The sequence below is a fragment of the Streptococcus sp. Marseille-Q5619 genome (assembly GCF_946901205.1).
Lineage (GTDB): Bacteria > Bacillota > Bacilli > Lactobacillales > Streptococcaceae > Streptococcus.
Genome location: NZ_CAMPPO010000002.1, coordinates 644,798 through 667,074, shown reverse-complemented (window position 1 = coordinate 667,074; position 22,277 = coordinate 644,798). Strand labels below are relative to the sequence as shown.

Below are 22,277 nucleotides of genomic sequence, written 5' to 3'. Positions count from 1 at the left end.
CCTAGAAATTGGGAAGAGTTGGAACGTCCGGGGGACGTTTTTAGCCTGACGCTAAAAATAAAGACCGTAAGTAAGTCTGGGAGACTGTATCAGCCCAACTCCTAGAAATTGGAAAGAGTTGGAACATCCAGTGGATGTTTTTAGCCCAGCTCCTTGAAATAAGAGAGAGTTGGAACGTCCAGTGGATGTTTTTAGCCCCAGTTAATATTCATAGTTGCTAGTGATTAGCTAACCAGGTGAGAGGTCGGGACGAAAATCCTGGCCTCGTTTTTGTTAGTTATGAGACTTTATTGAGGCAGTTGATTGAACCTGTAATTAAGGAGATGTATATGTTTGAAGTAGAAGAATGGCTCCATAGTCGGATTGGTTTGAATTTTCGATCAGGCTTGGACCGAATGCAAGAAGCGGTGGATTTGTTAGGGAATCCCGAGAAGTCTTACCCTATTATCCACGTAACAGGGACTAATGGGAAAGGATCTACCATTGCTTTTATGAGGGAGTTATTTATGGGGCATGGCAAAAAAGTCGCGACCTTTACCTCCCCTCATATCGTCTCCATCAATGACCGAATCTGCATTAATGGGCAATCTATAGCAGATACAGACTTTATCCGTTTGGCTGAGCAGGTCAAGGAGATGGAGAAAACGCTTCTGCAAACCCATGATCAGTTGTCCTTTTTTGAATTGCTGACCTTGATTGCTTTTCTTTATTTTAGAGAGCAAGAAGTGGATTTGGTTTTACTAGAAGTAGGAATTGGTGGCTTACTTGACACGACCAATGTGGTAATTGGAGAGCTTGCTGTCATCACCTCCATTGGGCTTGACCATCAGGAGACCTTGGGCGATAGTCTAAAAGCAATCGCAGAGCAGAAAGCTGGTATTTTCAAGGCTGGTAAGAAGGCAATGATTGCGAAATTGCCTCCAGAAGCTAGGCTTGTCTGTCAGAAAAAAGCCGAATCTTTAGCTGTTGACCTTTATCAGGCAGGTCAAGATTTTTTAATGCTGAATGGGGATTTTTCAAGTTCTTTGGGAACTTTTTCGCAGTTGAAAATAGGATTAGAAGGAGCTTATCAGCAGGAGAATGCGGCCTTGGCGTTGCAAACGTTTCTTCTTTTTATGGGAGAAAGAAAGGAAACTGTTGATGAACAGGCTGTAAGACAGTCCTTGGAGCAGACCCATTGGGCTGGTCGTTTGGAGCGCATTCGTCCTCGGATATACTTGGACGGTGCCCATAACCTCCCTGCCTTGACTCGCTTGGTTGAATTTATCAAAGAAAAAGAGCAGGAAGGCTATCGACCTCAAATCCTCTTTGGAGCCTTGAAACGGAAGGATTATCAAGGAATGTTGGGTTATCTGACTGAGAATTTGCCTCAGGTGGAACTCAAGGTGACTGGTTTTGACTATCAAGGTTCTCTGGACGAGACAGATGTAACAGGTTACCATGTAATTCCCTCTTACAGAGAATTTATTAGCGATTTTGAAGAAAGAGCAGATACGCAAGACTTGTTATTCATTACAGGGTCTCTCTATTTTATCTCAGAAGTACGGAGCAACATACTGGGGTATGAGCAGATAAATTGACCACCTTTTTTGAACTTGTTATACTAGGGGAATTGCTGACTAAGGAAAAATCTTTTTCTCTAGCATGGCAAGAGAAAGGACATTTATTATGACATTCAAAACAGCAGCACTTTCTATTGTTTCTTTAGCGAGTGTATCTTTGCTAGTTGCTTGTTCCCAAAGAACACAACCAGTTCAACAGCCTGCTCAACAGAATACCAATACTGCAAATGCAGGAGGTAACCAAAATCAAGCGGCTCCAGTACAAAACCAACCTGTTGCTCAACCGACTGATATTGATGGGACTTATACAGGCCAAGATGACGGAGACCGTATCACTTTAGTGGTCACTGGAACGACTGGTACATGGACTGAGCTTGAATCTGACGGGGATCAGAAAGTCAAACAGGTCACATTTGATGCAGCAAATCAACGCATGATTATTGGGGATGATGTCAAAATTTACACTGTAAACGGTAATCAAATCGTCGTAGACGATATGGATAGAGATCCATCGGACCAAATCGTTTTAACTAAATAAGACTATGCAAGTAGAAAGGGCTGGATTTTTCAGCCTTTTTGCTTTCACTTAGAAAAATGATAATAAGTACTTGCCTTTTAGTGAATACCTGCGTTATACTAGTATCAATTATCTGTTTTTAGCATTCATACTCTTCGAAAATCTCTTCGAACCACGTCAGCTTCCATCTGCAACCTCAAATCAGTGCTTTGAGTAACCTATGGCTAGCTTCCTAGTTTGCTCTTTGATTTTCATTGAGTATCAAAATATCAAGGAGAGGATATGAAATATAGAAAATTTCAATTATTGATGTCCAAGTATGGCTTTAGTCTTTCGATTATGCTACTTGAACTTTGTCTGGTTTTTGGTCTCTTTCTTTATTTAGGGCGCATGGCTCCCATTTTATGGATTACTGTCCTCATTCTACTGAGTATCATCACAATCATTTCGATAGTCAACCGTAATACGACTCCTGAGAATAAGGTAACCTGGTTGTTAGTAGCCTTTGTACCAGTATTTGGCCCCTTGCTCTATCTGATGTTTGGTGAAAGGCGCTTGTCCAAAAAAGAAATCAAACAACTGAAGAAGCTAGGCTCTATGCATTTCCAAGAAGCAAATAGCCAGCTACTAAAAGAGGAATTAAAAGAAAGTGATAAGGCAGCTTATGGCGTCATCAAGTCCTTATTGAGTATGGATACCAATGCCGATGTCTATGATCAAACTGCCTCTACATTTTTTCCTAACGGAGAGGCTATGTGGAAAAAGATGGTAGAAGATCTTAAAAAGGCTGAGAAATTTATCTTCTTGGAATATTACATTATAGAAGAAGGTTTGATGTGGAATCGTATTTTAGAAATCTTGGAGCAAAAAGTCGCTCAAGGAGTTGAAGTTAAACTGCTCTATGACGATATTGGCTGTATGGCTACTTTAACAGGAGATTATGCACATCGACTTCGTCAGCTGGGCATCGAGGCCCATAAATTCAATAAAGTTATTCCTCGTTTGACAGTGGCCTATAATAACAGAGATCATAGAAAAATATTGATTGTTGATGGTCAGATAGCCTATACTGGTGGGGTCAATCTGGCAGATGAGTACATTAACCACGTCGAGAGATTTGGTTATTGGAAGGATAGTGGAATTCGCTTAGACGGACTAGCGGTAAAAGCCCTGACACGCTTATTTTTGACCACTTGGTACATCAATCGAGGAGAGATTAGTGATTTTGATCAATATCATTTAGAAAATCATTCTATCCCAAGTGACGGTTTAACCATTCCATACGGAAGTGGTCCCAAGCCAATTTTTCGAACGCAGGTAGGGAAAAAGGTTTATCAGAGTTTGATCAATCAAGCAACGGAATCGGTCTATATTACGACACCTTATTTAATCATAGACTATGATTTAACGGAGACAATCAAAAATGCTGCTATGAGAGGGGTCGATGTTCGGATTGTCACCCCTTACATACCAGATAAGAAGTTTATTCAGTTAGTCACAAGAGGGGCTTATCCAGACCTTCTTTCTGCTGGTGTTCGAATTTATGAGTATAGCCCAGGTTTTATTCATAGTAAGCAGATGTTGGTAGACGAAGATTTTGCGGTGGTGGGGACAATCAATCTCGACTACCGAAGCTTGGTACACCATTATGAAAATGCAGTCTTACTCTATAAAACTCCTTCTATAATGGAAATTGCCCGAGATTTTCAAAACATATTTGCAGATTCTCAGGAAGTTTATCCCCATTCTATCAAAACGAGCTGGTATCAAAAGCTTGTAAAAGAAATCGCCCAGTTATTCGCCCCAATCTTATAAGAAATCTAGGACTTAGGAAATGACCGAGTCCTCTTTTTCTTGCTTTTTACGAATAGAAAGATATAGGGAGGGACGATGCTGACTCAGAAAGAATTGGATTATATCAAAACATTTAAACAGACGAATTTACATCGATTTCGGGAAATTGAAACCTTTGTGAAACTATGCAAAAATCACTCAAACAGCCATCGCAAGCTGACAATCCTAGGACTTTTTGATATACTAAGACAGATAAATTGAATAGGAGAAACGATATGAGTGTGTATGGTAGAGTAGAAGAAGTTCATCAGGAGAATCGTGAACCTCTAGAATACCAAATCGAACAAGAATCGCATCATCGTGAATCAAGTCGTCTTCCTTTGGTAAAAATTTTACTATGGAGTACGCTTGTAACAGGGATAACTCTAGGAGTACCGCTATTACTCGATTTAATGAGTGCACAGGAAGTGCAGGATTTTTATGCAGGTTGGGCGCTTCATCAGGCAGGGAAAATTTACAGCGACTATTATGGAAGTCAAGGTTTGCTTTATTATTTGCTGACTTACGTGACTCAGGGCGGATTTTTCTTTGCCATCTTTGAGTGGTTAGCCTTGGTAGCAGGAGGATTTTTCCTCTTTAGATCAGCGGATACCTTGACAGAGCAAGGAGAGCAAGCTGGACAAGTGGTGACTATTTTTTACATGCTAGTTACAGGTCTTGCTTTTGGTGGAGGCTATGCGACTCTTTTAGCGCTTCCTTTCTTATTCGCGGCCTTTAGTTTAGTTGCGGCTTATCTAAGCAATCCAAGCCATGATAAGGGATTTATACGGATTGGGCTGGCTTTGGCGGGAGGATTTTTCTTTGCCCCCTTGTCATCGCTCCTGTTTATTGCTGTAGTGAGTTTAGGCTTGTTGGTCTTTAACCTTGGGCATAGACGCTTTGCACATGGATTTTATCAGTTTCTTGCAGTGACTTTAGGTTTTTCACTGGTCTTTTATCCAACTGCCTACTATAGTGTTGCAACAGGAAGTTTTGGGGATGCTATTAGTGGAATTTTGTATCCAATTCATTCCATTCGTTTGGTTTCTGTTTCGGCATTGTTAGAAAATGTTTTGTTTTATGGCTTGTTGTCCCTTGGTTTGGGATTTGTGGTTTGTATCTTTTTAGGTCTCTTTCAATCCAAACCCTCTAAACTATACGTCATTTCGGTTCCTGCAAGTCTTGTGACAATTTTAGGTTTGATTTTGCTTTTCTTTTCACAAGAGCCTCTGCACGCTTCTTATTTGATGGTCGTCTTCCCTGTTTTCCTACTTTTATTGGTAACCAATATTAAGAGTCAACAGAGGGGGCGTAGTGTTAGACGAAGACGAAGAGAAACGCCAGTTAGTCTATGGAGTCGTTTTTTCAAAGGAAATCTATATCTGCCAGTTTTAGGGCTTGTCTATCTTTTGTCTGTTCCTTTTTTGATGAAGTTTGTCCTTTATCCGGTACCTTATCAAGAACGTGATCGTCTTGCTGATTTAGTAAAAGAGGAGACAAGTACGGAAGATGCTATCTATGCATGGGATGATACTGCGACTCTTTATCGTAAGAGTGAGCGCTTGTCGCCATCGGCTATTTTGTCCCCGATGCACTATACAGCAACTGAGGAAAACCGGAATAAGCTACTTAATGACTTGAAAGAAAAACAACCCAAGGTGATTGTGGTAAATGACAAGGTGCCAGTCTGGTCTGAAGTAGAAACAATCTTGAAAGAAAATTACCAACAAGTAAAGACGGATTACTCAGAGTTTAAAGTCTATAAAATCAAATAACCAAATCAATATCTTGTGTTAAAAATTTTAGGATTTTTAACACAAGATATTGATTTTTCTTTTTAGAGTGGTATAATACTTTTTAGAAAGAACATTTTAGAAAAGAGCATGCATATGATTGCACTAGAAGAAAAAATTACAATTTTGCCAACTCTCTTCGTCGAGAAACGAGATGGGAGACGTGTTGTATTTGATGTGGACAAGATTGACAAGGCTCTCCACAAGGCAGCAGACAAGGTTATGGATGTGACACCCTTGGTCGAAAAACGCCTCAATGCTCTGACCGAGCGAATTGTCACAGAAATTCATAGTCGCTTTCCACAGGGGGTTAAGATTTACGAAATTCAAAATATTGTAGAACATGAACTCCTCGAAGCCAAAGAATATGCGCTAGCTGAGGAGTATATTACTTATCGGACACAAAGGGATTTTGAGCGCTCAAAAGCGACAGATATTAACTTTAGTATCCATAAACTTCTTAACAAAGATCAGGCAGTTGTCAATGAAAATGCTAATAAAGACAGCGATGTCTTCAACACCCAGCGTGATTTGACAGCAGGAATTGTTGGGAAATCAATCGGACTGCAAATGCTTCCTAAGCACGTAGCCAATGCCCACCAAAAGGGAGATATCCACTATCACGATTTGGACTACAGCCCCTATACCCCTATGACCAACTGCTGTTTGATTGACTTTAAAGGTATGTTGGAAAATGGTTTTAAGATTGGAAATGCGGAGGTAGAGAGCCCCAAGTCTATTCAGACTGCGACAGCACAGATTTCGCAAATCATCGCCAACGTTGCTTCTAGCCAGTACGGTGGCTGTTCAGCTGACCGTATCGATGAAGTTTTGGCTCCTTACGCAGAGAAGAATTACCAAAAACACCTCAAAGATGCAGAAGAGTGGGTCTTGCCTGAAAAACGGGAAGATTATGCCTGGAAGAAAACGCAAAAAGACATCTATGATGCCATGCAATCCCTTGAGTATGAAATCAATACTCTCTTCACTTCAAATGGTCAAACACCTTTTACTTCGCTAGGTTTTGGTCTAGGAACCAATCGTTTTGAGCGTGAAATTCAAAAAGCTATCTTGAACATCCGAATCAAGGGCCTTGGTTCAGAACATCGAACGGCTATCTTCCCTAAACTGATTTTTACGCTGAAAAGAGGCCTTAACTTGGAAGAAGGGACTCCCAACTACGATATTAAGCAGTTGGCTCTTGAGTGTGCAACCAAGCGGATGTATCCGGATGTTTTGTCATATGATAAGATTGTTGACTTGACAGGTTCCTTCAAGGTACCTATGGGCTGTCGTTCTTTCCTCCAAGGATGGAAAGACGAAAATGGTGTAGAAGTCAATTCAGGTCGCATGAATCTGGGTGTTGTGACGGTTAACCTGCCTCGTATTGCCCTTGAGTCTGAGGGCGACATGAATAAGTTCTGGGAAATCTTCAACGAGCGAATGAATATTGCGGAAGATGCTCTTGTTTACCGTGTCGAACGTACTAAAGAAGCGACGCCAGCCAATGCTCCTATCCTTTATCAATACGGTGCTTTTGGCCATCGTCTAGGTAAAGAAGAAAGTGTTGACCAGCTCTTTAAGAATCGTCGGGCAACCGTTTCGCTGGGTTACATCGGTTTGTACGAAGTGGCGACCGTTTTCTTTGGTAACAGCTGGGAACACAATCCAGAAGCCAAGGAGTTCACGCTGGATATCATTCGTGATATGAAACGCCGTGTAGAAGAGTGGTCTGACCAATATGGCTACCATTTCTCTATCTACTCAACACCGTCCGAAAGCTTGACAGACCGTTTCTGTCGACTAGATACAGACAAGTTTGGCTCTATTCCTGATATTACAGACAAGGAATACTACACCAATTCTTTCCACTACGATGTTCGTAAAAATCCAACCCCGTTTGAAAAATTAGACTTTGAGAAAGTCTATCCAGAAGCAGGTGCGTCAGGTGGTTTCATCCATTATTGTGAGTATCCAGTTCTTCAGCAAAATCCTAAAGCATTGGAAGCTGTCTGGGATTATGCTTATGACCGTGTAGGCTATCTAGGCACCAATACTCCGATTGACCGTTGCTACAAGTGTGACTTTGAAGGGGATTTTGAACCAACTGAGAGAGGATTTGCTTGTCCAAACTGTGGAAATAGCGACCCTAAAACAGTAGACGTTGTTAAACGGACTTGTGGCTATTTAGGCAATCCTCAAGCGAGACCAATGGTTAATGGACGTCACAAGGAAATCGCTGCGCGTGTCAAACACATGAATGGCTCAACGATTAAAATGGCTGGTCATCAAGTAACAAATTAGAAAGAAATGAAATGGGAAAATATCAATTAGACGATAAGGGGCGTGCACAAGTGACCCGTTATCACGAGAAACACTCTAAAGGTGGAGCTGGTAAAAAAGAACGTTTGCTCAACCTCAGAGAACAATTTTTAAACAAGAATAAGAAAAAATAAAAGTGAGAGTCAACTCTCGCTTTTCTCTTAGTGGGAGGTAAGGATGGAATTACGCAGACCGACAATAGTAGATGGAGAAGCTGTTTTAGATATGATGGCAGAGTTTGAAAAGAGCCAATCAGCCCATGATGGAGGATTTTGGGATACAGAGAACTTTGTGTATGAAGAGTGGTTGGAAAGTAATCAGAATCAAGAAATGGGGATTGACCTGCCTGAAGGATGGGTCCCAGCAATTCAGTTAGTAGCTTTTTCCGAGAAAGGTCAAGCACTTGGATTTCTTAATCTCCGATTGCGCCTCAGTAACTTTCTATTAGAAGCAGGTGGTCATATCGGCTACTCCATCCGTCCTTCTGAAAGAGGCAAAGGTTATGCGAAAGAAACTCTCCGTCAGGGCTTGCAAGTTGCTAAGGAAAAGAACATCAAGAAAGCTCTTGTGACCTGTAGCGTGAATAATCCTGCTAGCAGAGCAGTCATTTTAGCAAATGGTGGGCTCCTTGAGGATGTTCGTAATGGAGTCGAGCGTTATTGGATAGAGGTAGCGAATGAATAATCCAAAACCACAAGAATGGAAAAGCGAGGAACTCAGTCAAGGGCGTATCATCGACTACAAGGCCTTTAACTTTGTAGATGGAGAAGGTGTGCGTAACTCTCTCTATGTATCAGGTTGCATGTTTCACTGCGAGGGGTGTTATAATGTAGCGACCTGGTCCTTCAATGCTGGCATTCCCTATACAGCAGAATTAGAAGAACAGATCATGGCAGATCTCGCTCAACCTTATGTTCAAGGCTTGACCTTGCTGGGAGGGGAGCCCTTTCTCAATACGGGTATTCTTTTGCCGCTCGTTAAGCGCATTCGAAAGGAATTGCCAGACAAGGACGTCTGGTCATGGACGGGCTATACATGGGAAGAAATGATGTTGGAAACTCCAGATAAACTGGAACTCTTATCATTGATTGACATTCTTGTCGATGGACGGTATGACCGAACTAAGAGAAATCTCATGCTCCAGTTTCGAGGGTCGTCCAACCAACGAATTATAGATGTGCAAAAATCGCTCCAAAGTGGGCAAGTAGTGATTTGGGACAAGCTTAATGACGGAAAAGAAAGCTATGAACAGGTGAAGAGATAATGAAGAAAAAAGACCTGATAGAACAACTGGTTTCAGAAATTGAAACGGGAAGAATTAGGACACTGGGAATATACGGTCATGGAGCTTCAGGTAAATCAACCTTTGCACAGGAATTGTACCAAGCTTTAGATTCTACTACAGTAAATTTGTTAGAAACAGATCCTTATGTCACCTCAGGACGCTATTTGGTAGTACCCAAGGACGCGCCGAATCAAAAGGTAACAGCATGTCTGCCAGCGGCGCATGAACTGGCGAGTTTACAGAGAGATATCCTGGCCTTACAGGCGGGTATGGATGTCTTAACAATTGAAGAACCTTGGAAAGCTAGTGAGGTCTTGTCTGGAGAAAAGCCAATTCTGATTGTCGAAGGGATGTCTGTTGGCTTTTTACCCAAAGAACTCTTTGACAAAACCATCTGTTTCTACACGGATGAGGAGACCGAATTAAAGCGACGCTTTGCTAGAGATACGACTGTGAGAAATCGCGATGCATCCTTTATATTGGCTAGCCATCAGATGAGACGGGAGCAGTATCTGCGATGCTATAAAGAAACTGAGTCTAAGGCGGATGTCTTAGTGGACCAATCAGAAGGTAAATTTGAGGTCAAGAGGAGTCAGTTTATATAGAAGAAAATCCCTAATTTTAAAAAGAAAAATAGGAAAACAGTTTCATCGTAAAAAAACGAAAAAAACCTAACAAATCCCTTGCAATCGCAGGGGCTTTGTGTTATTCTATTATGGTGCTGTAAATTACAGCCTTAGCTTTGATGCAAGAGGTTGCGACACGCTCGGTTGCATTGCCACGCAACACCGCGTCGGTTTTCTTGTGGAGCTAGCCTATTATCTTAAATAGACGAAAAGGAGAAAAAGATGGCAAACAAAAAAATCCGTATCCGTTTGAAAGCTTACGAACACCGTACGCTTGATACAGCGGCTGCAAAAATCGTAGAATCAGCTACTCGTACAGGTGCACAAGTTGCGGGTCCAATCCCACTTCCAACTGAACGTAGCCTCTACACAATTATTCGTGCGACTCACAAATACAAAGACTCTCGCGAACAATTTGAAATGCGTACACACAAACGTTTGATCGATATCGTTAACCCAACTCAAAAAACAGTTGATGCTTTGATGAAATTGGATCTTCCAAGTGGTGTAAACGTAGAAATCAAACTTTAATCTAAAATATAAAAGAGCAGAGGCTGGTGTTTCAATTTAATTGAACACGGGCTAAACTCGGTGTGAAAAAGATAAACTTCCTAGTGTCTGCTAGACACTGCGTCAGTTTCCTATTTTCACTTTGAGTTTGACGCCCTTTGTATCTTAGACCTGAGCATAAAAAACGCTCGTTAAAAACTTTTTGAATAAAAAATATAGAAAAGGAACTATTTTCTCATGACAAAAGGAATCTTAGGGAAAAAAGTGGGAATGACTCAAATCTTCACTGAAGCTGGCGAATTGATCCCTGTAACAGTTATTGAAGCAACTCCAAACGTTGTCCTTCAAGTTAAAACTGTTGAAACAGACGGATACAACGCTATCCAAGTTGGTTTCGATGACAAACGCGAAGTATTGAGCAACAAACCTGCTAAAGGACATGTAGCGAAAGCTAACACGGCTCCTAAGCGCTTCATTCGTGAATTCAAAAACGTTGAAGGCTTGGAAGTTGGTGCTGAAATCACAGTTGAAACATTCGCAGCTGGAGACGTTGTTGACGTAACTGGTACTTCTAAAGGTAAAGGTTTCCAAGGTGTTATCAAACGCCACGGACAATCACGTGGACCAATGGCTCACGGTTCTCGTTACCACCGTCGTCCAGGTTCTATGGGACCTGTTGCACCTAACCGCGTATTCAAAGGTAAAAACCTTGCAGGACGTATGGGTGGCGACCGCGTAACAATTCAAAACCTTGAAGTTGTACAAGTTGTTCCAGAAAAGAACGTTATCCTTATCAAAGGTAACGTACCAGGTGCTAAGAAATCTCTTATCACTATCAAATCAGCAGTTAAAGCTGGTAAATAATAAGGAAAGGGGAATACAGTCAAAATGGCAAATGTAACATTATTCGACCAAACTGGTAAACAAGCGGGCGAAGTTGTTCTTAACGATGCAATCTTTGGTATCGAACCAAATGAATCTGTTGTGTTTGATGTGATCATCAGCCAACGTGCTAGCCTTCGTCAAGGAACTCACGCAGTTAAAAACCGCTCAGCTGTTTCAGGTGGCGGACGCAAACCATGGCGTCAAAAAGGAACTGGACGTGCTCGTCAAGGTTCTATCCGCTCTCCACAATGGCGTGGTGGTGGAATCGTCTTCGGACCAACTCCACGTAGCTATGCGTACAAACTTCCTCAAAAAGTTCGTCGCCTTGCGCTTAAATCTGTTTACTCAGAAAAAGTTGCTGAAAATAAATTTGTAGCCGTTGATTCTCTTGAATTTACAGCTCCAAAAACTGCTGAATTTGCAAAAGTTCTTGCAGCTTTGAGCATCGATTCTAAAGTCCTTGTTATTCTTGAAGAAGGAAACGAATTCGCAGCTCTTTCAGCTCGTAACATTCCAAACGTGAAAGTTGCGACTGCTACAACTGCAAGTGTTCTTGACATCGCAAATAGTGACAAACTTCTTGTTACTCAAGCAGCTATCTCTAAAATCGAGGAGGTTCTTGCATAATGAATTTGTATGATGTTATCAAAAAACCTGTCATCACTGAAAGCTCAATGGCTCAACTTGAAGCAGGAAAATATGTATTTGAAGTTGACACTCGTGCACACAAACTTTTGATCAAGCAAGCTGTTGAAGCTGCTTTCGAAGGTGTTAAAGTTGCCAACGTTAACACAATCAACGTAAAACCAAAAGCTAAACGTGTTGGACGTTACACTGGTTTTACTAACAAAACTAAAAAAGCTATCATCACACTTACAGCTGATTCAAAAGCAATCGAGTTGTTTGCTGCTGAAGCTGAATAATCTAAGGAGGAAATATCGTGGGAATTCGTGTTTATAAACCAACAACAAACGGTCGCCGTAATATGACTTCTTTGGATTTCGCTGAAATCACAACAAGCACTCCTGAAAAATCATTGCTTGTTGCATTGAAGAGCAAGGCTGGTCGTAACAACAACGGTCGTATCACAGTTCGTCACCAAGGTGGTGGACACAAACGTTTCTACCGTTTGGTTGACTTCAAACGTAACAAAGACAACGTTGAAGCAGTTGTTAAAACAATCGAGTACGATCCAAACCGTTCTGCAAACATCGCTCTTGTACACTACACTGACGGTGTGAAAGCATACATCATTGCTCCAAAAGGTCTTGAAGTAGGTCAACGTATCGTTTCAGGTCCAGAAGCAGATATCAAAGTCGGAAACGCTCTTCCACTTGCTAACATCCCAGTTGGTACTTTGATCCACAACATCGAGTTGAAACCAGGTCGTGGTGGTGAATTAGTACGTGCTGCTGGAGCATCTGCTCAAGTATTGGGTTCTGAAGGTAAATACGTACTTGTTCGTCTTCAATCAGGTGAAGTTCGTATGATTCTTGGAACTTGCCGTGCTACAGTTGGTGTTGTCGGAAACGAACAACATGGACTTGTAAACCTTGGTAAAGCAGGACGTAGCCGTTGGAAAGGTATCCGCCCAACAGTTCGTGGTTCTGTAATGAACCCTAACGATCACCCACACGGTGGTGGTGAAGGTAAAGCACCAGTTGGTCGTAAAGCACCATCTACTCCATGGGGCAAACCTGCTCTTGGTCTTAAAACTCGTAACAAGAAAGCGAAATCTGACAAACTTATCGTTCGTCGTCGCAACGAGAAATAATATTAAACTAGTCGCTTAAGCAACTAGTAAATCCGCCAGCTCGGTAGCGCTCCATGTGAGCGCAAGCCGCTGTGGTAAACATTTAAAGGAGAAAATATAAAAATGGGACGCAGTCTTAAAAAAGGACCTTTCGTCGATGAGCATTTGATGAAAAAAGTTGAAGCTCAAGCTAACGACGAAAAGAAAAAAGTTATTAAAACTTGGTCACGTCGTTCAACGATCTTCCCAAGTTTCATTGGTTACACTATTGCAGTTTATGACGGACGTAAACACGTACCTGTTTACATCCAAGAAGACATGGTAGGCCACAAACTTGGTGAATTTGCACCAACTCGTACTTACAAAGGTCACGCTGCAGACGACAAGAAAACACGTAGAAAATAAGGAGAACATAAATGGCAGAAATTACTTCAGCTAAAGCAATGGCTCGTACAGTACGTGTTTCACCTCGTAAATCACGTCTTGTTCTTGATAACATCCGTGGTAAAAGCGTAGCCGATGCAATCGCAATCTTGACATTCACTCCAAACAAAGCTGCTGAAATCATCTTGAAAGTTTTGAACTCAGCTGTAGCTAACGCTGAAAACAACTTTGGTTTGGATAAAGCTAACTTGGTAGTATCTGAAGCATTCGCAAACGAAGGACCAACTATGAAACGTTTCCGTCCACGTGCGAAAGGTTCAGCTTCACCAATCAACAAACGTACAGCTCACATCACTGTAGCTGTTGCAGAAAAATAAGGAGGTAAAATCGTGGGTCAAAAAGTACATCCAATTGGTATGCGTGTCGGCATCATCCGTGATTGGGATGCCAAATGGTATGCTGAAAAAGAATACGCGGATTACCTTCATGAAGATCTTGCAATCCGTAAATTCGTTCAAAAAGAACTTGCTGACGCAGCAGTTTCAACTATTGAAATCGAACGCGCAGTAAACAAAGTTAACGTTTCACTTCACACTGCTAAACCAGGTATGGTTATCGGTAAAGGTGGTGCTAACGTTGATGCACTCCGTGCAAAACTTAACAAATTGACTGGAAAACAAGTACACATCAACATCATCGAAATCAAACAACCTGATTTGGATGCTCACCTTGTAGGTGAAGGAATTGCTCGTCAATTGGAGCAACGTGTTGCTTTCCGTCGTGCACAAAAACAAGCAATCCAACGTGCAATGCGTGCTGGAGCTAAAGGAATCAAAACTCAAGTATCAGGTCGTTTGAACGGTGCAGATATCGCCCGTGCTGAAGGATACTCTGAAGGAACTGTTCCGCTTCACACACTTCGTGCAGATATCGATTACGCTTGGGAAGAAGCAGATACTACATACGGTAAACTTGGTGTTAAAGTATGGATCTACCGTGGTGAAGTTCTTCCAGCTCGTAAAAACACTAAAGGAGGTAAATAACCAATGTTAGTACCTAAACGTGTTAAACACCGTCGTGAGTTCCGTGGAAAAATGCGCGGTGAAGCAAAAGGTGGAAAAGAAGTAGCATTCGGTGAATACGGTCTTCAAGCTACAACTAGCCACTGGATCACTAACCGCCAAATCGAAGCTGCTCGTATCGCCATGACTCGTTACATGAAACGTGGTGGTAAAGTTTGGATTAAAATCTTCCCACACAAATCATACACTGCTAAAGCTATCGGTGTGCGTATGGGATCTGGTAAAGGGGCACCTGAAGGTTGGGTAGCACCAGTTAAACGTGGTAAAGTGATGTTCGAAATCGCTGGTGTATCTGAAGAGATTGCACGTGAAGCGCTTCGACTTGCTAGCCACAAATTGCCAGTTAAATGTAAATTCGTAAAACGTGAAGCAGAATAAGGAGAAGGCATGAAACTTAATGAAGTAAAAGAATTTGTTAAAGAACTTCGTGGTCTTTCTCAAGAAGAACTCGCGAAGCGCGAAAACGAATTGAAAAAAGAATTGTTTGAACTTCGTTTCCAAGCTGCTACTGGTCAATTGGAACAAACAGCTCGCTTGAAAGAAGTTAAAAAACAAATCGCTCGTATCAAAACAGTTCAATCTGAAGCGAAATAATAGACTAGGGAAGGAGAAATTTCAATGGAACGCAATAATCGTAAAGTTCTTGTTGGACGTGTTGTATCTGACAAAATGGACAAGACAATCACAGTTGTAGTTGAAACAAAACGTAACCACCCAGTCTATGGTAAACGTATTAACTACTCTAAAAAATACAAAGCTCATGATGAAAACAATGTTGCCAAAGAAGGTGATATCGTTCGTATCATGGAAACTCGCCCGCTTTCAGCTACAAAACGTTTCCGTCTTGTAGAAGTTGTTGAAGAAGCGGTCATCATCTAATCAAACCTGAAAGGAGAAAACTGAAATGATTCAAACAGAAACTCGTTTGAAAGTCGCAGACAACAGCGGTGCTCGCGAAATCTTGACTATCAAAGTTCTTGGTGGTTCAGGACGTAAATTTGCAAACATCGGTGATGTTATCGTGGCATCTGTAAAACAAGCTACTCCTGGTGGTGCGGTTAAAAAAGGTGACGTTGTTAAAGCAGTTATCGTTCGTACTAAATCAGGTGCTCGTCGTGCTGATGGTTCATACATCAAATTTGACGAAAACGCAGCAGTTATCATCCGTGAAGATAAAACTCCTCGCGGAACACGTATCTTTGGCCCAGTTGCACGTGAATTGCGTGAAGGTGGCTTCATGAAGATCGTGTCACTTGCTCCAGAAGTACTTTAATTTTTAGAAACAAACTAGTCCCCTGGATTTACCTCCAGGGTGCCCTTATGGGCGTAAGAAAAATCAAGGAGAAACCTAATGTTTGTAAAAAAAGGCGACAAAGTTCGCGTAATCGCTGGTAAAGATAAGGGGACAGAAGCTGTTGTCCTTACTGCCCTTCCAAAAGTAAACAAAGTTATCGTTGAAGGTGTTAACATCGTTAAGAAACACCAACGTCCAACTAACGATCTTCCTCAAGGTGGTATCATCGAAAAAGAAGCAGCTATCCACGTATCAAACGTTCAAGTTTTGGACAAAAATGGTGTGGCTGGCCGTGTTGGTTACAAATTTGTAGACGGTAAAAAAGTTCGCTACAACAAAAAATCAGGCGAAGTGCTTGATTAATCACGAAGGAAAGGAGAAGTATAATGGCAAATCGTTTAAAAGAAAAATATCTTAATGAAGTAGTCCCTGCTTTGACAGAACAATTCAACTACTCATCAGTGATGGCTGTGCCTAAAGTAGATAAGATCGTTTTGAACATGGGTGTTGGTGAAGCTGTATCAAACGCTAAAAGCCTTGAAAAAGCTGCTGAAGAATTGGCACTTATCTCAGGTCAAAAACCACTTATCACTAAAGCTAAAAAATCAATCGCCGGCTTCCGTCTTCGTGAAGGTGTTGCGATCGGTGCAAAAGTTACCCTTCGTGGTGAACGTATGTACGAATTCTTAGATAAATTGGTTTCAGTTTCACTTCCACGTGTACGTGACTTCCACGGTGTTCCAACAAAATCATTTGACGGACGCGGAAACTACACACTTGGTGTGAAAGAACAATTGATCTTCCCAGAAATCAACTTCGATGACGTTGACAAAACTCGTGGTCTTGACATCGTTATCGTAACAACTGCTAACACTGACGAAGAGTCACGTGCATTGCTTACAGGCCTTGGAATGCCTTTTGCAAAATAATATAGGAGGTAAATCTAATGGCTAAAAAATCAATGATTGCTAAGAACAAACGTCCAGCGAAGTTCTCTACTCAAGCTTATACTCGTTGTGAAAAATGTGGTCGTCCACATTCAGTTTACCGCAAATTTAAACTTTGCCGTGTTTGCTTCCGTGAATTAGCTTACAAAGGACAAATTCCTGGTGTAACAAAAGCATCTTGGTAATTCTAACTTTCAATCCCGTCGTGATTCGTCGTTATCTGCTTTTGCCTAACTCAAGTTATGCCTGCAAGCAGATGCCTAGACTCACTTAGGAATTGAAACCTAGAAACATATTCTGAGCCTAGCTCAATCATTAACTAGCAAGTGCAACTTGCAAACTACTAGTAAGAGGAGAAAAACAAAATGGTTATGACTGACCCAATCGCAGACTTCCTAACTCGTATTCGTAATGCTAACCAAGCGAAACACGAAGTACTTGAAGTACCTGCATCAAACATCAAAAAAGGGATTGCTGAAATCCTTAAACGCGAAGGTTTTGTAAAAAACGTTGAAATCATCGAAGATGACAAACAAGGCATCATCCGTGTATTCCTTAAATACGGACCAAACGGTGAAAAAGTTATCACTAACTTGAAACGTGTTTCTAAACCAGGACTTCGTGTCTACAAAAAACGTGAAGATCTTCCAAAAGTTCTTAACGGACTTGGAATTGCTATCCTTTCAACTTCTGAAGGTTTGCTTACTGATAAAGAAGCACGCCAAAAGAATGTTGGTGGTGAGGTTATCGCTTACGTTTGGTAATTGATGATGTGAGAGCGTTAAAAGAATGCAGTGAAAATAGGAAGTTTGTAGCAGGAGCGATGCTCCAAGACAAACTTATCTTTTTCACCAAATTCTTAGCTCGAACTCAAATCAAGATACAAAGCTCGTTAGAGCGTGTTCAGTTCAACTCTTGAACTAAATAAGTATCTGAGCCCCGTGAAAACTGGCCGTTCTGGCCTGACAATTTAACAGGAGAAAATAAACATGTCACGTATTGGTAATAAAGTTATCGTGTTGCCTGCTGGTGTTGAAATCACTAACAATGACAACCTTGTAACTGTAAAAGGACCTAAAGGAGAACTTACTCGTGAGTTCTCAAAAGATATTGAAATCCGTGTGGAAGGTACTGAAGTAACTCTTCACCGTCCAAACGATTCAAAAGAAATGAAAACTATCCACGGAACTACTCGTGCCCTTTTGAACAACATGGTTGTTGGTGTATCAGAAGGATTCAAGAAAGAACTTGAAATGCGCGGGGTTGGTTACCGTGCACAACTTCAAGGATCTAAACTTGTTTTGGCTGTTGGTAAATCTCATCCAGACGAAGTTGAAGCTCCAGAAGGAATTACTTTTGAACTTCCAAACCCAACAACAATCGTTGTTAGTGGAATTTCAAAAGAAGTAGTTGGTCAAACAGCTGCTTACGTACGTAGCCTTCGTTCACCAGAACCATATAAAGGTAAAGGTATCCGTTACGTTGGTGAATTCGTTCGCCGTAAAGAAGGTAAAACAGGTAAATAATGTTGAGTGGTTGATTCTCAACCACCGACCTATTTTCCAACTTTGTGCATAGCACACGATTTAAAACTAAAGAGGTGAAAACTGTGATTTCAAAACCAGATAAAAACAAACTCCGCCAAAAACGCCACCGTCGCGTTCGCGGAAAACTCTCTGGAACTGCTGATCGCCCACGTTTGAACGTATTCCGTTCTAATACAGGCATCTACGCTCAAGTGATTGATGACGTAGCGGGTGTAACGCTCGCAAGTGCTTCAACTCTTGACAAAGAAGTTTCAAAAGGAACTAAAACTGAACAAGCCGTTGCTGTCGGTAAACTCGTTGCAGAACGTGCAAACGCTAAAGGTATTTCAGAAGTGGTGTTCGACCGCGGTGGATATCTATATCACGGACGTGTGAAAGCTTTGGCTGATGCAGCTCGTGAAAACGGATTGAAATTCTAATAGGAGGACACTAGAAAATGGCATTTAAAGACAATGCAGTTGAATTAGAAGAACGCGTAGTTGCTGTCAACCGTGTTACAAAAGTTGTTAAAGGTGGACGTCGTCTTCGTTTCGCAGCTCTTGTTGTTGTTGGTGACCACAACGGTCGCGTAGGATTTGGTACTGGTAAAGCTCAAGAAGTTCCAGAAGCAATCCGTAAAGCAGTAGATGATGCTAAGAAAAACTTGATCGAAGTTCCTATGGTTGGAACAACAATCCCACACGAAGTTCTTTCAGAATTCGGTGGAGCTAAAGTATTGTTGAAACCTGCTGTAGAAGGTTCTGGAGTTGCCGCTGGTGGTGCAGTTCGTGCCGTTGTGGAATTGGCAGGTGTGGCAGATATTACATCTAAATCACTTGGTTCTAACACTCCAATCAACATTGTTCGTGCAACTGTTGAAGGTTTGAAACAATTGAAACGCGCTGAAGAAGTTGCTGCCCTTCGTGGTATTTCAGTTTCTGATTTGGCATAAGAAAGGGGATAAAATGGCTCAAATTAAAATTACTTTGACTAAGTCTCCAATCGGACGCATTCCATCACAACGTAAAACTGTTGTAGCACTTGGACTTGGCAAATTGAACAGCTCTGTTATTAAAGAAGACAACGCTGCTATCCGTGGTATGATCACAGCAGTATCTCACTTGGTAACAGTTGAAGAAGTAAACTAATGAATTTTTAGGGGATGTGCACTATACCATCCCCTAAAACTAGATATAGTCATCTATGATGACGTCGTATAGGCGAGTTGATGGGGGAGACAACCTTTTCTCCCTTATCGGCGCTAGCATTTTACAAAAGAGGAGAAAATAAAAATGAAACTTCATGAATTGAAACCTGCAGAAGGTTCTCGTAAAGTACGTAACCGCGTTGGTCGTGGTACTTCATCAGGTAACGGTAAAACATCTGGTCGTGGTCAAAAAGGTCAAAAAGCTCGTAGCGGTGGCGGAGTTCGCCTTGGTTTTGAAGGTGGACAAACTCCATTGTTCCGTCGTCTTCCAAAACGTGGATTCACTAACATCAACGCTAAAGAATACGCAATTGTGAACCTTGACCAATTGAACGTCTTTGAAGATGGTGCTGAAGTAACTCCAGTTGTTCTTATCGAAGCAGGAATTGTTAAAGCTGAAAAATCAGGTATTAAAATTCTTGGTAACGGTGAGTTGACTAAGAAATTGACTGTGAAAGCAGCTAAATTCTCTAAATCAGCTGAAGAAGCTATCACTGCTAAAGGTGGTTCAGTAGAAGTCATCTAAGAGAGGTGACCTATGTTTTTTAAATTATTAAGAGAAGCTCTTAAAGTCAAGCAGGTTCGATCAAAAATTTTATTTACAATTTTTATCGTTTTGGTCTTTCGTATCGGAACTAGCATTACAGTTCCTGGTGTGAATGCCAATAGCTTGAATGCTTTAAGTGGATTATCCTTCTTAAACATGTTGAGCTTGGTGTCAGGGAATGCTCTAAAAAACTTTTCGATTTTTGCTCTAGGAGTTAGTCCCTATATCACTGCTTCTATCGTTGTCCAACTCTTGCAAATGGATATTTTACCCAAGTTTGTAGAGTGGGGAAAACAAGGGGAAGTAGGCCGAAGAAAATTGAATCAAGCTACTCGTTATATTGCTCTAGTTCTCGCTTTTGTGCAATCTATCGGGATTACAGCTGGTTTTAATACCTTGGCTGGAGCTCAATTGATTAAAACTGCTTTAACTCCACAAGTTTTTCTGACGATTGGTATCATCTTAACAGCTGGTAGTATGATTGTCACGTGGTTGGGAGAGCAAATTACAGATAAGGGATACGGAAATGGTGTTTCCATGATTATCTTTGCCGGGATTGTTGCCTCAATTCCAGAGATGATTCAGGGCATCTATGTGGACTACTTTGTGAACGTCCCAAGTAGCCGTATCACTTCATCTATCATTTTCGTAATCATTTTGATTATTACTGTATTGTTGATCATTTACTTTACAACTTATGTTCAACAAGCAGAATATAAAATTCCAATCCAATATACTAAGGTTGCACAAGGTGCTCCATCTAGCTCTTACCTTCCTTTGAAGGTAAACCCTGCTGGAGTTATCCCTGTTATCTTTGCAAGTTCGATTACTGCAGCGCCTGCGGCTATTCTTCAGTTTTTGAGCGCTACAGGTCATGATTGGGCTTGGGTAAGGGTAGCACAAGAGATGTTGGCAACCACTTCTCCAACTGGTATTGCCATGTATGCTTTATTGATTATTCTCTTTACATTTTTCTATACGTTTGTACAGATTAATCCTGAGAAAGCGGCAGAGAACCTACAAAAGAGTGGTGCCTATATCCATGGAGTTCGTCCTGGTAAAGGTACAGAAGAATATATGTCTAAACTTCTTCGTCGTCTTGCAACTGTCGGTTCCCTCTTCCTTGGTGTGATTTCCATTTTGCCGATTGCAGCTAAAGATGTATTTGGTCTTTCTGATGTTGTTGCCTTTGGTGGAACAAGTCTCTTGATCATTATCTCTACAGGTATCGAAGGAATCAAGCAATTGGAAGGTTACCTATTGAAACGTAAGTATGTTGGTTTCATGGATAGAACAGAATAAAAGTATTTACTGATACTCTTCGAAAATCTCTTCAAACCACGTCAGCTCTATCTGCAACCTCAAAACAGTGTTTTGAGCAACCTGCGGCTAGCTTCCTAGTTTGCTCTTTGATTTTCATTGAGTATGAATCAGTAAATGCTGAGGGAGTGGAGATTTAACTCTAACATTAGTGAGAGTTTGGTCTCCCCTCTTCTATTTTGTTTTTAAATAGGGGTGAAAAGACTTTTTACTTCTATTTAAAAATAAAATAAGGAGATCAGATCATGAATCTTTTGATTATGGGCTTACCTGGTGCAGGTAAGGGAACTCAAGCAGCAAAAATCGTAGAACAATTCCATGTTGCACATATCTCAACAGGTGATATGTTCCGTGCTGCAATGGCAAATCAAACTGAAATGGGTGTTCTTGCTAAGTCATACATTGACAAGGGTGAATTGGTTCCTGATGAAGTTACAAATGGAATCGTAAAAGAACGTCTTTCACAAGATGATATTAAAGAAACAGGATTCTTGTTGGATGGTTACCCACGTACAATTGAACAAGCTCATGCCTTGGACAAAACATTGGCTGAACTTGGCATTGAACTAGAAGGTGTCATCAACATTGAAGTGAACCCAGATAGCCTCTTGGAACGTTTGAGTGGCCGTATCATCCACCGCGTAACTGGAGAAACTTTCCACAAGGTCTTTAACCCACCAGTTGACTATAAAGAAGAAGATTACTACCAACGTGAAGATGATAAGCCTGAGACAGTAAAACGTCGTTTGGATGTGAATATTGCTCAAGGGGAACCAATCATTGCTCACTACCGTGCCAAAGGTTTGGTTCATGACATCGAAGGTAATCAAGATATCAATGATGTCTTCTCAGATATCGAAAAAGTATTGACAAATTTGAAATAA

32 protein-coding genes are annotated in these 22,277 nt (G+C 41.2%); all 32 read left to right on the top strand.

The window, feature by feature from the left end:
• Nucleotides 1–329: 329 nt before the first annotated feature.
• The 32 genes from OC530_RS04290 to OC530_RS04135 all read left to right on the top strand — a co-directional run bounded on the left by OC530_RS04290 (nt 330) and on the right by OC530_RS04135 (nt 22,277).
• A complete protein-coding gene (locus tag OC530_RS04290) occupies nt 330–1,580 on the top strand; it encodes a folylpolyglutamate synthase/dihydrofolate synthase family protein (protein WP_262079868.1) in 1,251 nt (416 codons plus the stop codon).
• A gap of 88 nt (nt 1,581–1,668) precedes the next feature.
• Nucleotides 1,669–2,100: an SP_0198 family lipoprotein gene (locus OC530_RS04285; RefSeq protein ID WP_262079866.1), complete on the top strand. Its 432-nt coding sequence runs from the start codon at nt 1,669–1,671 to the stop codon at nt 2,098–2,100.
• A 261-nt stretch (nt 2,101–2,361) separates the two neighbouring features.
• A complete protein-coding gene (gene cls, locus OC530_RS04280; RefSeq protein ID WP_164226538.1) occupies nt 2,362–3,894 on the top strand; it encodes a cardiolipin synthase in 1,533 nt (510 codons plus the stop codon).
• 254 nt (nt 3,895–4,148) lie between these two features.
• Entirely contained in the window at nt 4,149–5,687 is a 1,539-nt protein-coding gene (locus OC530_RS04275) for a damage-inducible protein CinA (protein WP_262079863.1), read from the top strand.
• 114 nt (nt 5,688–5,801) lie between these two features.
• Nucleotides 5,802–8,009, top strand: coding sequence for an anaerobic ribonucleoside-triphosphate reductase (gene nrdD, locus OC530_RS04270; protein ID WP_262079861.1), 2,208 nt, complete (start codon nt 5,802–5,804; stop codon nt 8,007–8,009).
• An 11-nt stretch (nt 8,010–8,020) separates the two neighbouring features.
• Nucleotides 8,021–8,161: a hypothetical protein gene (locus tag OC530_RS04265; protein WP_000521618.1), complete on the top strand. Its 141-nt coding sequence runs from the start codon at nt 8,021–8,023 to the stop codon at nt 8,159–8,161.
• A 43-nt stretch (nt 8,162–8,204) separates the two neighbouring features.
• Nucleotides 8,205–8,711, top strand: coding sequence for a GNAT family N-acetyltransferase (locus OC530_RS04260; RefSeq protein WP_262079858.1), 507 nt, complete (start codon nt 8,205–8,207; stop codon nt 8,709–8,711).
• A complete protein-coding gene (nrdG, locus tag OC530_RS04255; protein WP_262079855.1) occupies nt 8,704–9,291 on the top strand; it encodes an anaerobic ribonucleoside-triphosphate reductase activating protein in 588 nt (195 codons plus the stop codon). Before OC530_RS04260 ends, nrdG begins: the two co-directional genes overlap by 8 nt.
• On the top strand, nt 9,291–9,917 hold the full coding sequence (locus tag OC530_RS04250) for a phosphoribulokinase (protein WP_262079854.1): 627 nt from the start codon (nt 9,291–9,293) through the stop codon (nt 9,915–9,917). Before nrdG ends, OC530_RS04250 begins: the two co-directional genes overlap by 1 nt.
• 243 nt (nt 9,918–10,160) lie before the next feature.
• On the top strand, nt 10,161–10,469 hold the full coding sequence (rpsJ, locus tag OC530_RS04245) for a 30S ribosomal protein S10 (RefSeq protein ID WP_001284513.1): 309 nt from the start codon (nt 10,161–10,163) through the stop codon (nt 10,467–10,469).
• 216 nt (nt 10,470–10,685) lie between these two features.
• Nucleotides 10,686–11,312 (top strand): 50S ribosomal protein L3, encoded by a 627-nt coding sequence (gene rplC, locus OC530_RS04240; RefSeq protein WP_000160197.1) that lies wholly within the window; start codon nt 10,686–10,688, stop codon nt 11,310–11,312.
• A gap of 24 nt (nt 11,313–11,336) precedes the next feature.
• Nucleotides 11,337–11,960: a 50S ribosomal protein L4 gene (gene rplD, locus OC530_RS04235; RefSeq protein ID WP_112444572.1), complete on the top strand. Its 624-nt coding sequence runs from the start codon at nt 11,337–11,339 to the stop codon at nt 11,958–11,960.
• A complete protein-coding gene (locus tag OC530_RS04230) occupies nt 11,960–12,256 on the top strand; it encodes a 50S ribosomal protein L23 (protein ID WP_001055347.1) in 297 nt (98 codons plus the stop codon). The genes rplD and OC530_RS04230 overlap by 1 nt, the downstream gene beginning before the upstream one ends.
• 17 nt (nt 12,257–12,273) lie before the next feature.
• The gene (gene rplB / locus OC530_RS04225; RefSeq protein ID WP_000512911.1) at nt 12,274–13,107 is read left to right on the top strand and encodes a 50S ribosomal protein L2; all 834 of its coding nucleotides are present in this window, start codon (nt 12,274–12,276) and stop codon (nt 13,105–13,107) included.
• A 102-nt stretch (nt 13,108–13,209) separates the two neighbouring features.
• The gene (rpsS, locus tag OC530_RS04220) at nt 13,210–13,491 is read left to right on the top strand and encodes a 30S ribosomal protein S19 (RefSeq protein WP_000533766.1); all 282 of its coding nucleotides are present in this window, start codon (nt 13,210–13,212) and stop codon (nt 13,489–13,491) included.
• Between the two features lie 11 nt (nt 13,492–13,502).
• Nucleotides 13,503–13,847 (top strand): 50S ribosomal protein L22, encoded by a 345-nt coding sequence (gene rplV / locus OC530_RS04215; RefSeq protein ID WP_000818137.1) that lies wholly within the window; start codon nt 13,503–13,505, stop codon nt 13,845–13,847.
• Nucleotides 13,848–13,859: 12 nt separating this feature from the next.
• Nucleotides 13,860–14,513, top strand: a complete 654-nt coding sequence (gene rpsC, locus OC530_RS04210) for a 30S ribosomal protein S3 (protein ID WP_000529936.1) — start codon at nt 13,860–13,862, stop codon at nt 14,511–14,513.
• A 3-nt stretch (nt 14,514–14,516) separates the two neighbouring features.
• A complete protein-coding gene (gene rplP / locus OC530_RS04205; protein WP_000960946.1) occupies nt 14,517–14,930 on the top strand; it encodes a 50S ribosomal protein L16 in 414 nt (137 codons plus the stop codon).
• A 9-nt stretch (nt 14,931–14,939) separates the two neighbouring features.
• On the top strand, nt 14,940–15,146 hold the full coding sequence (rpmC, locus tag OC530_RS04200) for a 50S ribosomal protein L29 (RefSeq protein ID WP_000772918.1): 207 nt from the start codon (nt 14,940–14,942) through the stop codon (nt 15,144–15,146).
• A gap of 24 nt (nt 15,147–15,170) precedes the next feature.
• Nucleotides 15,171–15,431, top strand: a complete 261-nt coding sequence (gene rpsQ, locus OC530_RS04195; RefSeq protein WP_000440801.1) for a 30S ribosomal protein S17 — start codon at nt 15,171–15,173, stop codon at nt 15,429–15,431.
• Nucleotides 15,432–15,456: 25 nt separating this feature from the next.
• A complete protein-coding gene (rplN, locus tag OC530_RS04190; protein WP_000616545.1) occupies nt 15,457–15,825 on the top strand; it encodes a 50S ribosomal protein L14 in 369 nt (122 codons plus the stop codon).
• A 78-nt stretch (nt 15,826–15,903) separates the two neighbouring features.
• Nucleotides 15,904–16,209, top strand: coding sequence for a 50S ribosomal protein L24 (gene rplX, locus OC530_RS04185; RefSeq protein ID WP_000497690.1), 306 nt, complete (start codon nt 15,904–15,906; stop codon nt 16,207–16,209).
• Nucleotides 16,210–16,232: 23 nt separating this feature from the next.
• The gene (gene rplE / locus OC530_RS04180; RefSeq protein WP_000013542.1) at nt 16,233–16,775 is read left to right on the top strand and encodes a 50S ribosomal protein L5; all 543 of its coding nucleotides are present in this window, start codon (nt 16,233–16,235) and stop codon (nt 16,773–16,775) included.
• 17 nt (nt 16,776–16,792) lie between these two features.
• Nucleotides 16,793–16,978 carry a type Z 30S ribosomal protein S14 gene (locus OC530_RS04175; protein WP_001085697.1) on the top strand — a complete coding sequence of 62 codons (186 nt, stop codon included), beginning with the start codon at nt 16,793–16,795 and terminating at the stop codon, nt 16,976–16,978.
• Between the two features lie 180 nt (nt 16,979–17,158).
• On the top strand, nt 17,159–17,557 hold the full coding sequence (gene rpsH, locus OC530_RS04170; RefSeq protein ID WP_000245504.1) for a 30S ribosomal protein S8: 399 nt from the start codon (nt 17,159–17,161) through the stop codon (nt 17,555–17,557).
• Between the two features lie 225 nt (nt 17,558–17,782).
• The gene (gene rplF / locus OC530_RS04165) at nt 17,783–18,319 is read left to right on the top strand and encodes a 50S ribosomal protein L6 (RefSeq protein WP_000086622.1); all 537 of its coding nucleotides are present in this window, start codon (nt 17,783–17,785) and stop codon (nt 18,317–18,319) included.
• Between the two features lie 83 nt (nt 18,320–18,402).
• Entirely contained in the window at nt 18,403–18,759 is a 357-nt protein-coding gene (gene rplR / locus OC530_RS04160) for a 50S ribosomal protein L18 (protein ID WP_000624044.1), read from the top strand.
• A gap of 17 nt (nt 18,760–18,776) precedes the next feature.
• Nucleotides 18,777–19,271: a 30S ribosomal protein S5 gene (gene rpsE / locus OC530_RS04155; protein WP_000874202.1), complete on the top strand. Its 495-nt coding sequence runs from the start codon at nt 18,777–18,779 to the stop codon at nt 19,269–19,271.
• Nucleotides 19,272–19,284: 13 nt separating this feature from the next.
• Nucleotides 19,285–19,467 (top strand): 50S ribosomal protein L30, encoded by a 183-nt coding sequence (gene rpmD, locus OC530_RS04150; protein WP_000057241.1) that lies wholly within the window; start codon nt 19,285–19,287, stop codon nt 19,465–19,467.
• A gap of 144 nt (nt 19,468–19,611) precedes the next feature.
• Nucleotides 19,612–20,052: a 50S ribosomal protein L15 gene (rplO, locus tag OC530_RS04145; protein ID WP_000766087.1), complete on the top strand. Its 441-nt coding sequence runs from the start codon at nt 19,612–19,614 to the stop codon at nt 20,050–20,052.
• A gap of 12 nt (nt 20,053–20,064) precedes the next feature.
• Nucleotides 20,065–21,375: a preprotein translocase subunit SecY gene (gene secY, locus OC530_RS04140; RefSeq protein ID WP_049511466.1), complete on the top strand. Its 1,311-nt coding sequence runs from the start codon at nt 20,065–20,067 to the stop codon at nt 21,373–21,375.
• A gap of 263 nt (nt 21,376–21,638) precedes the next feature.
• Nucleotides 21,639–22,277: an adenylate kinase gene (locus tag OC530_RS04135; RefSeq protein ID WP_001050436.1), complete on the top strand. Its 639-nt coding sequence runs from the start codon at nt 21,639–21,641 to the stop codon at nt 22,275–22,277.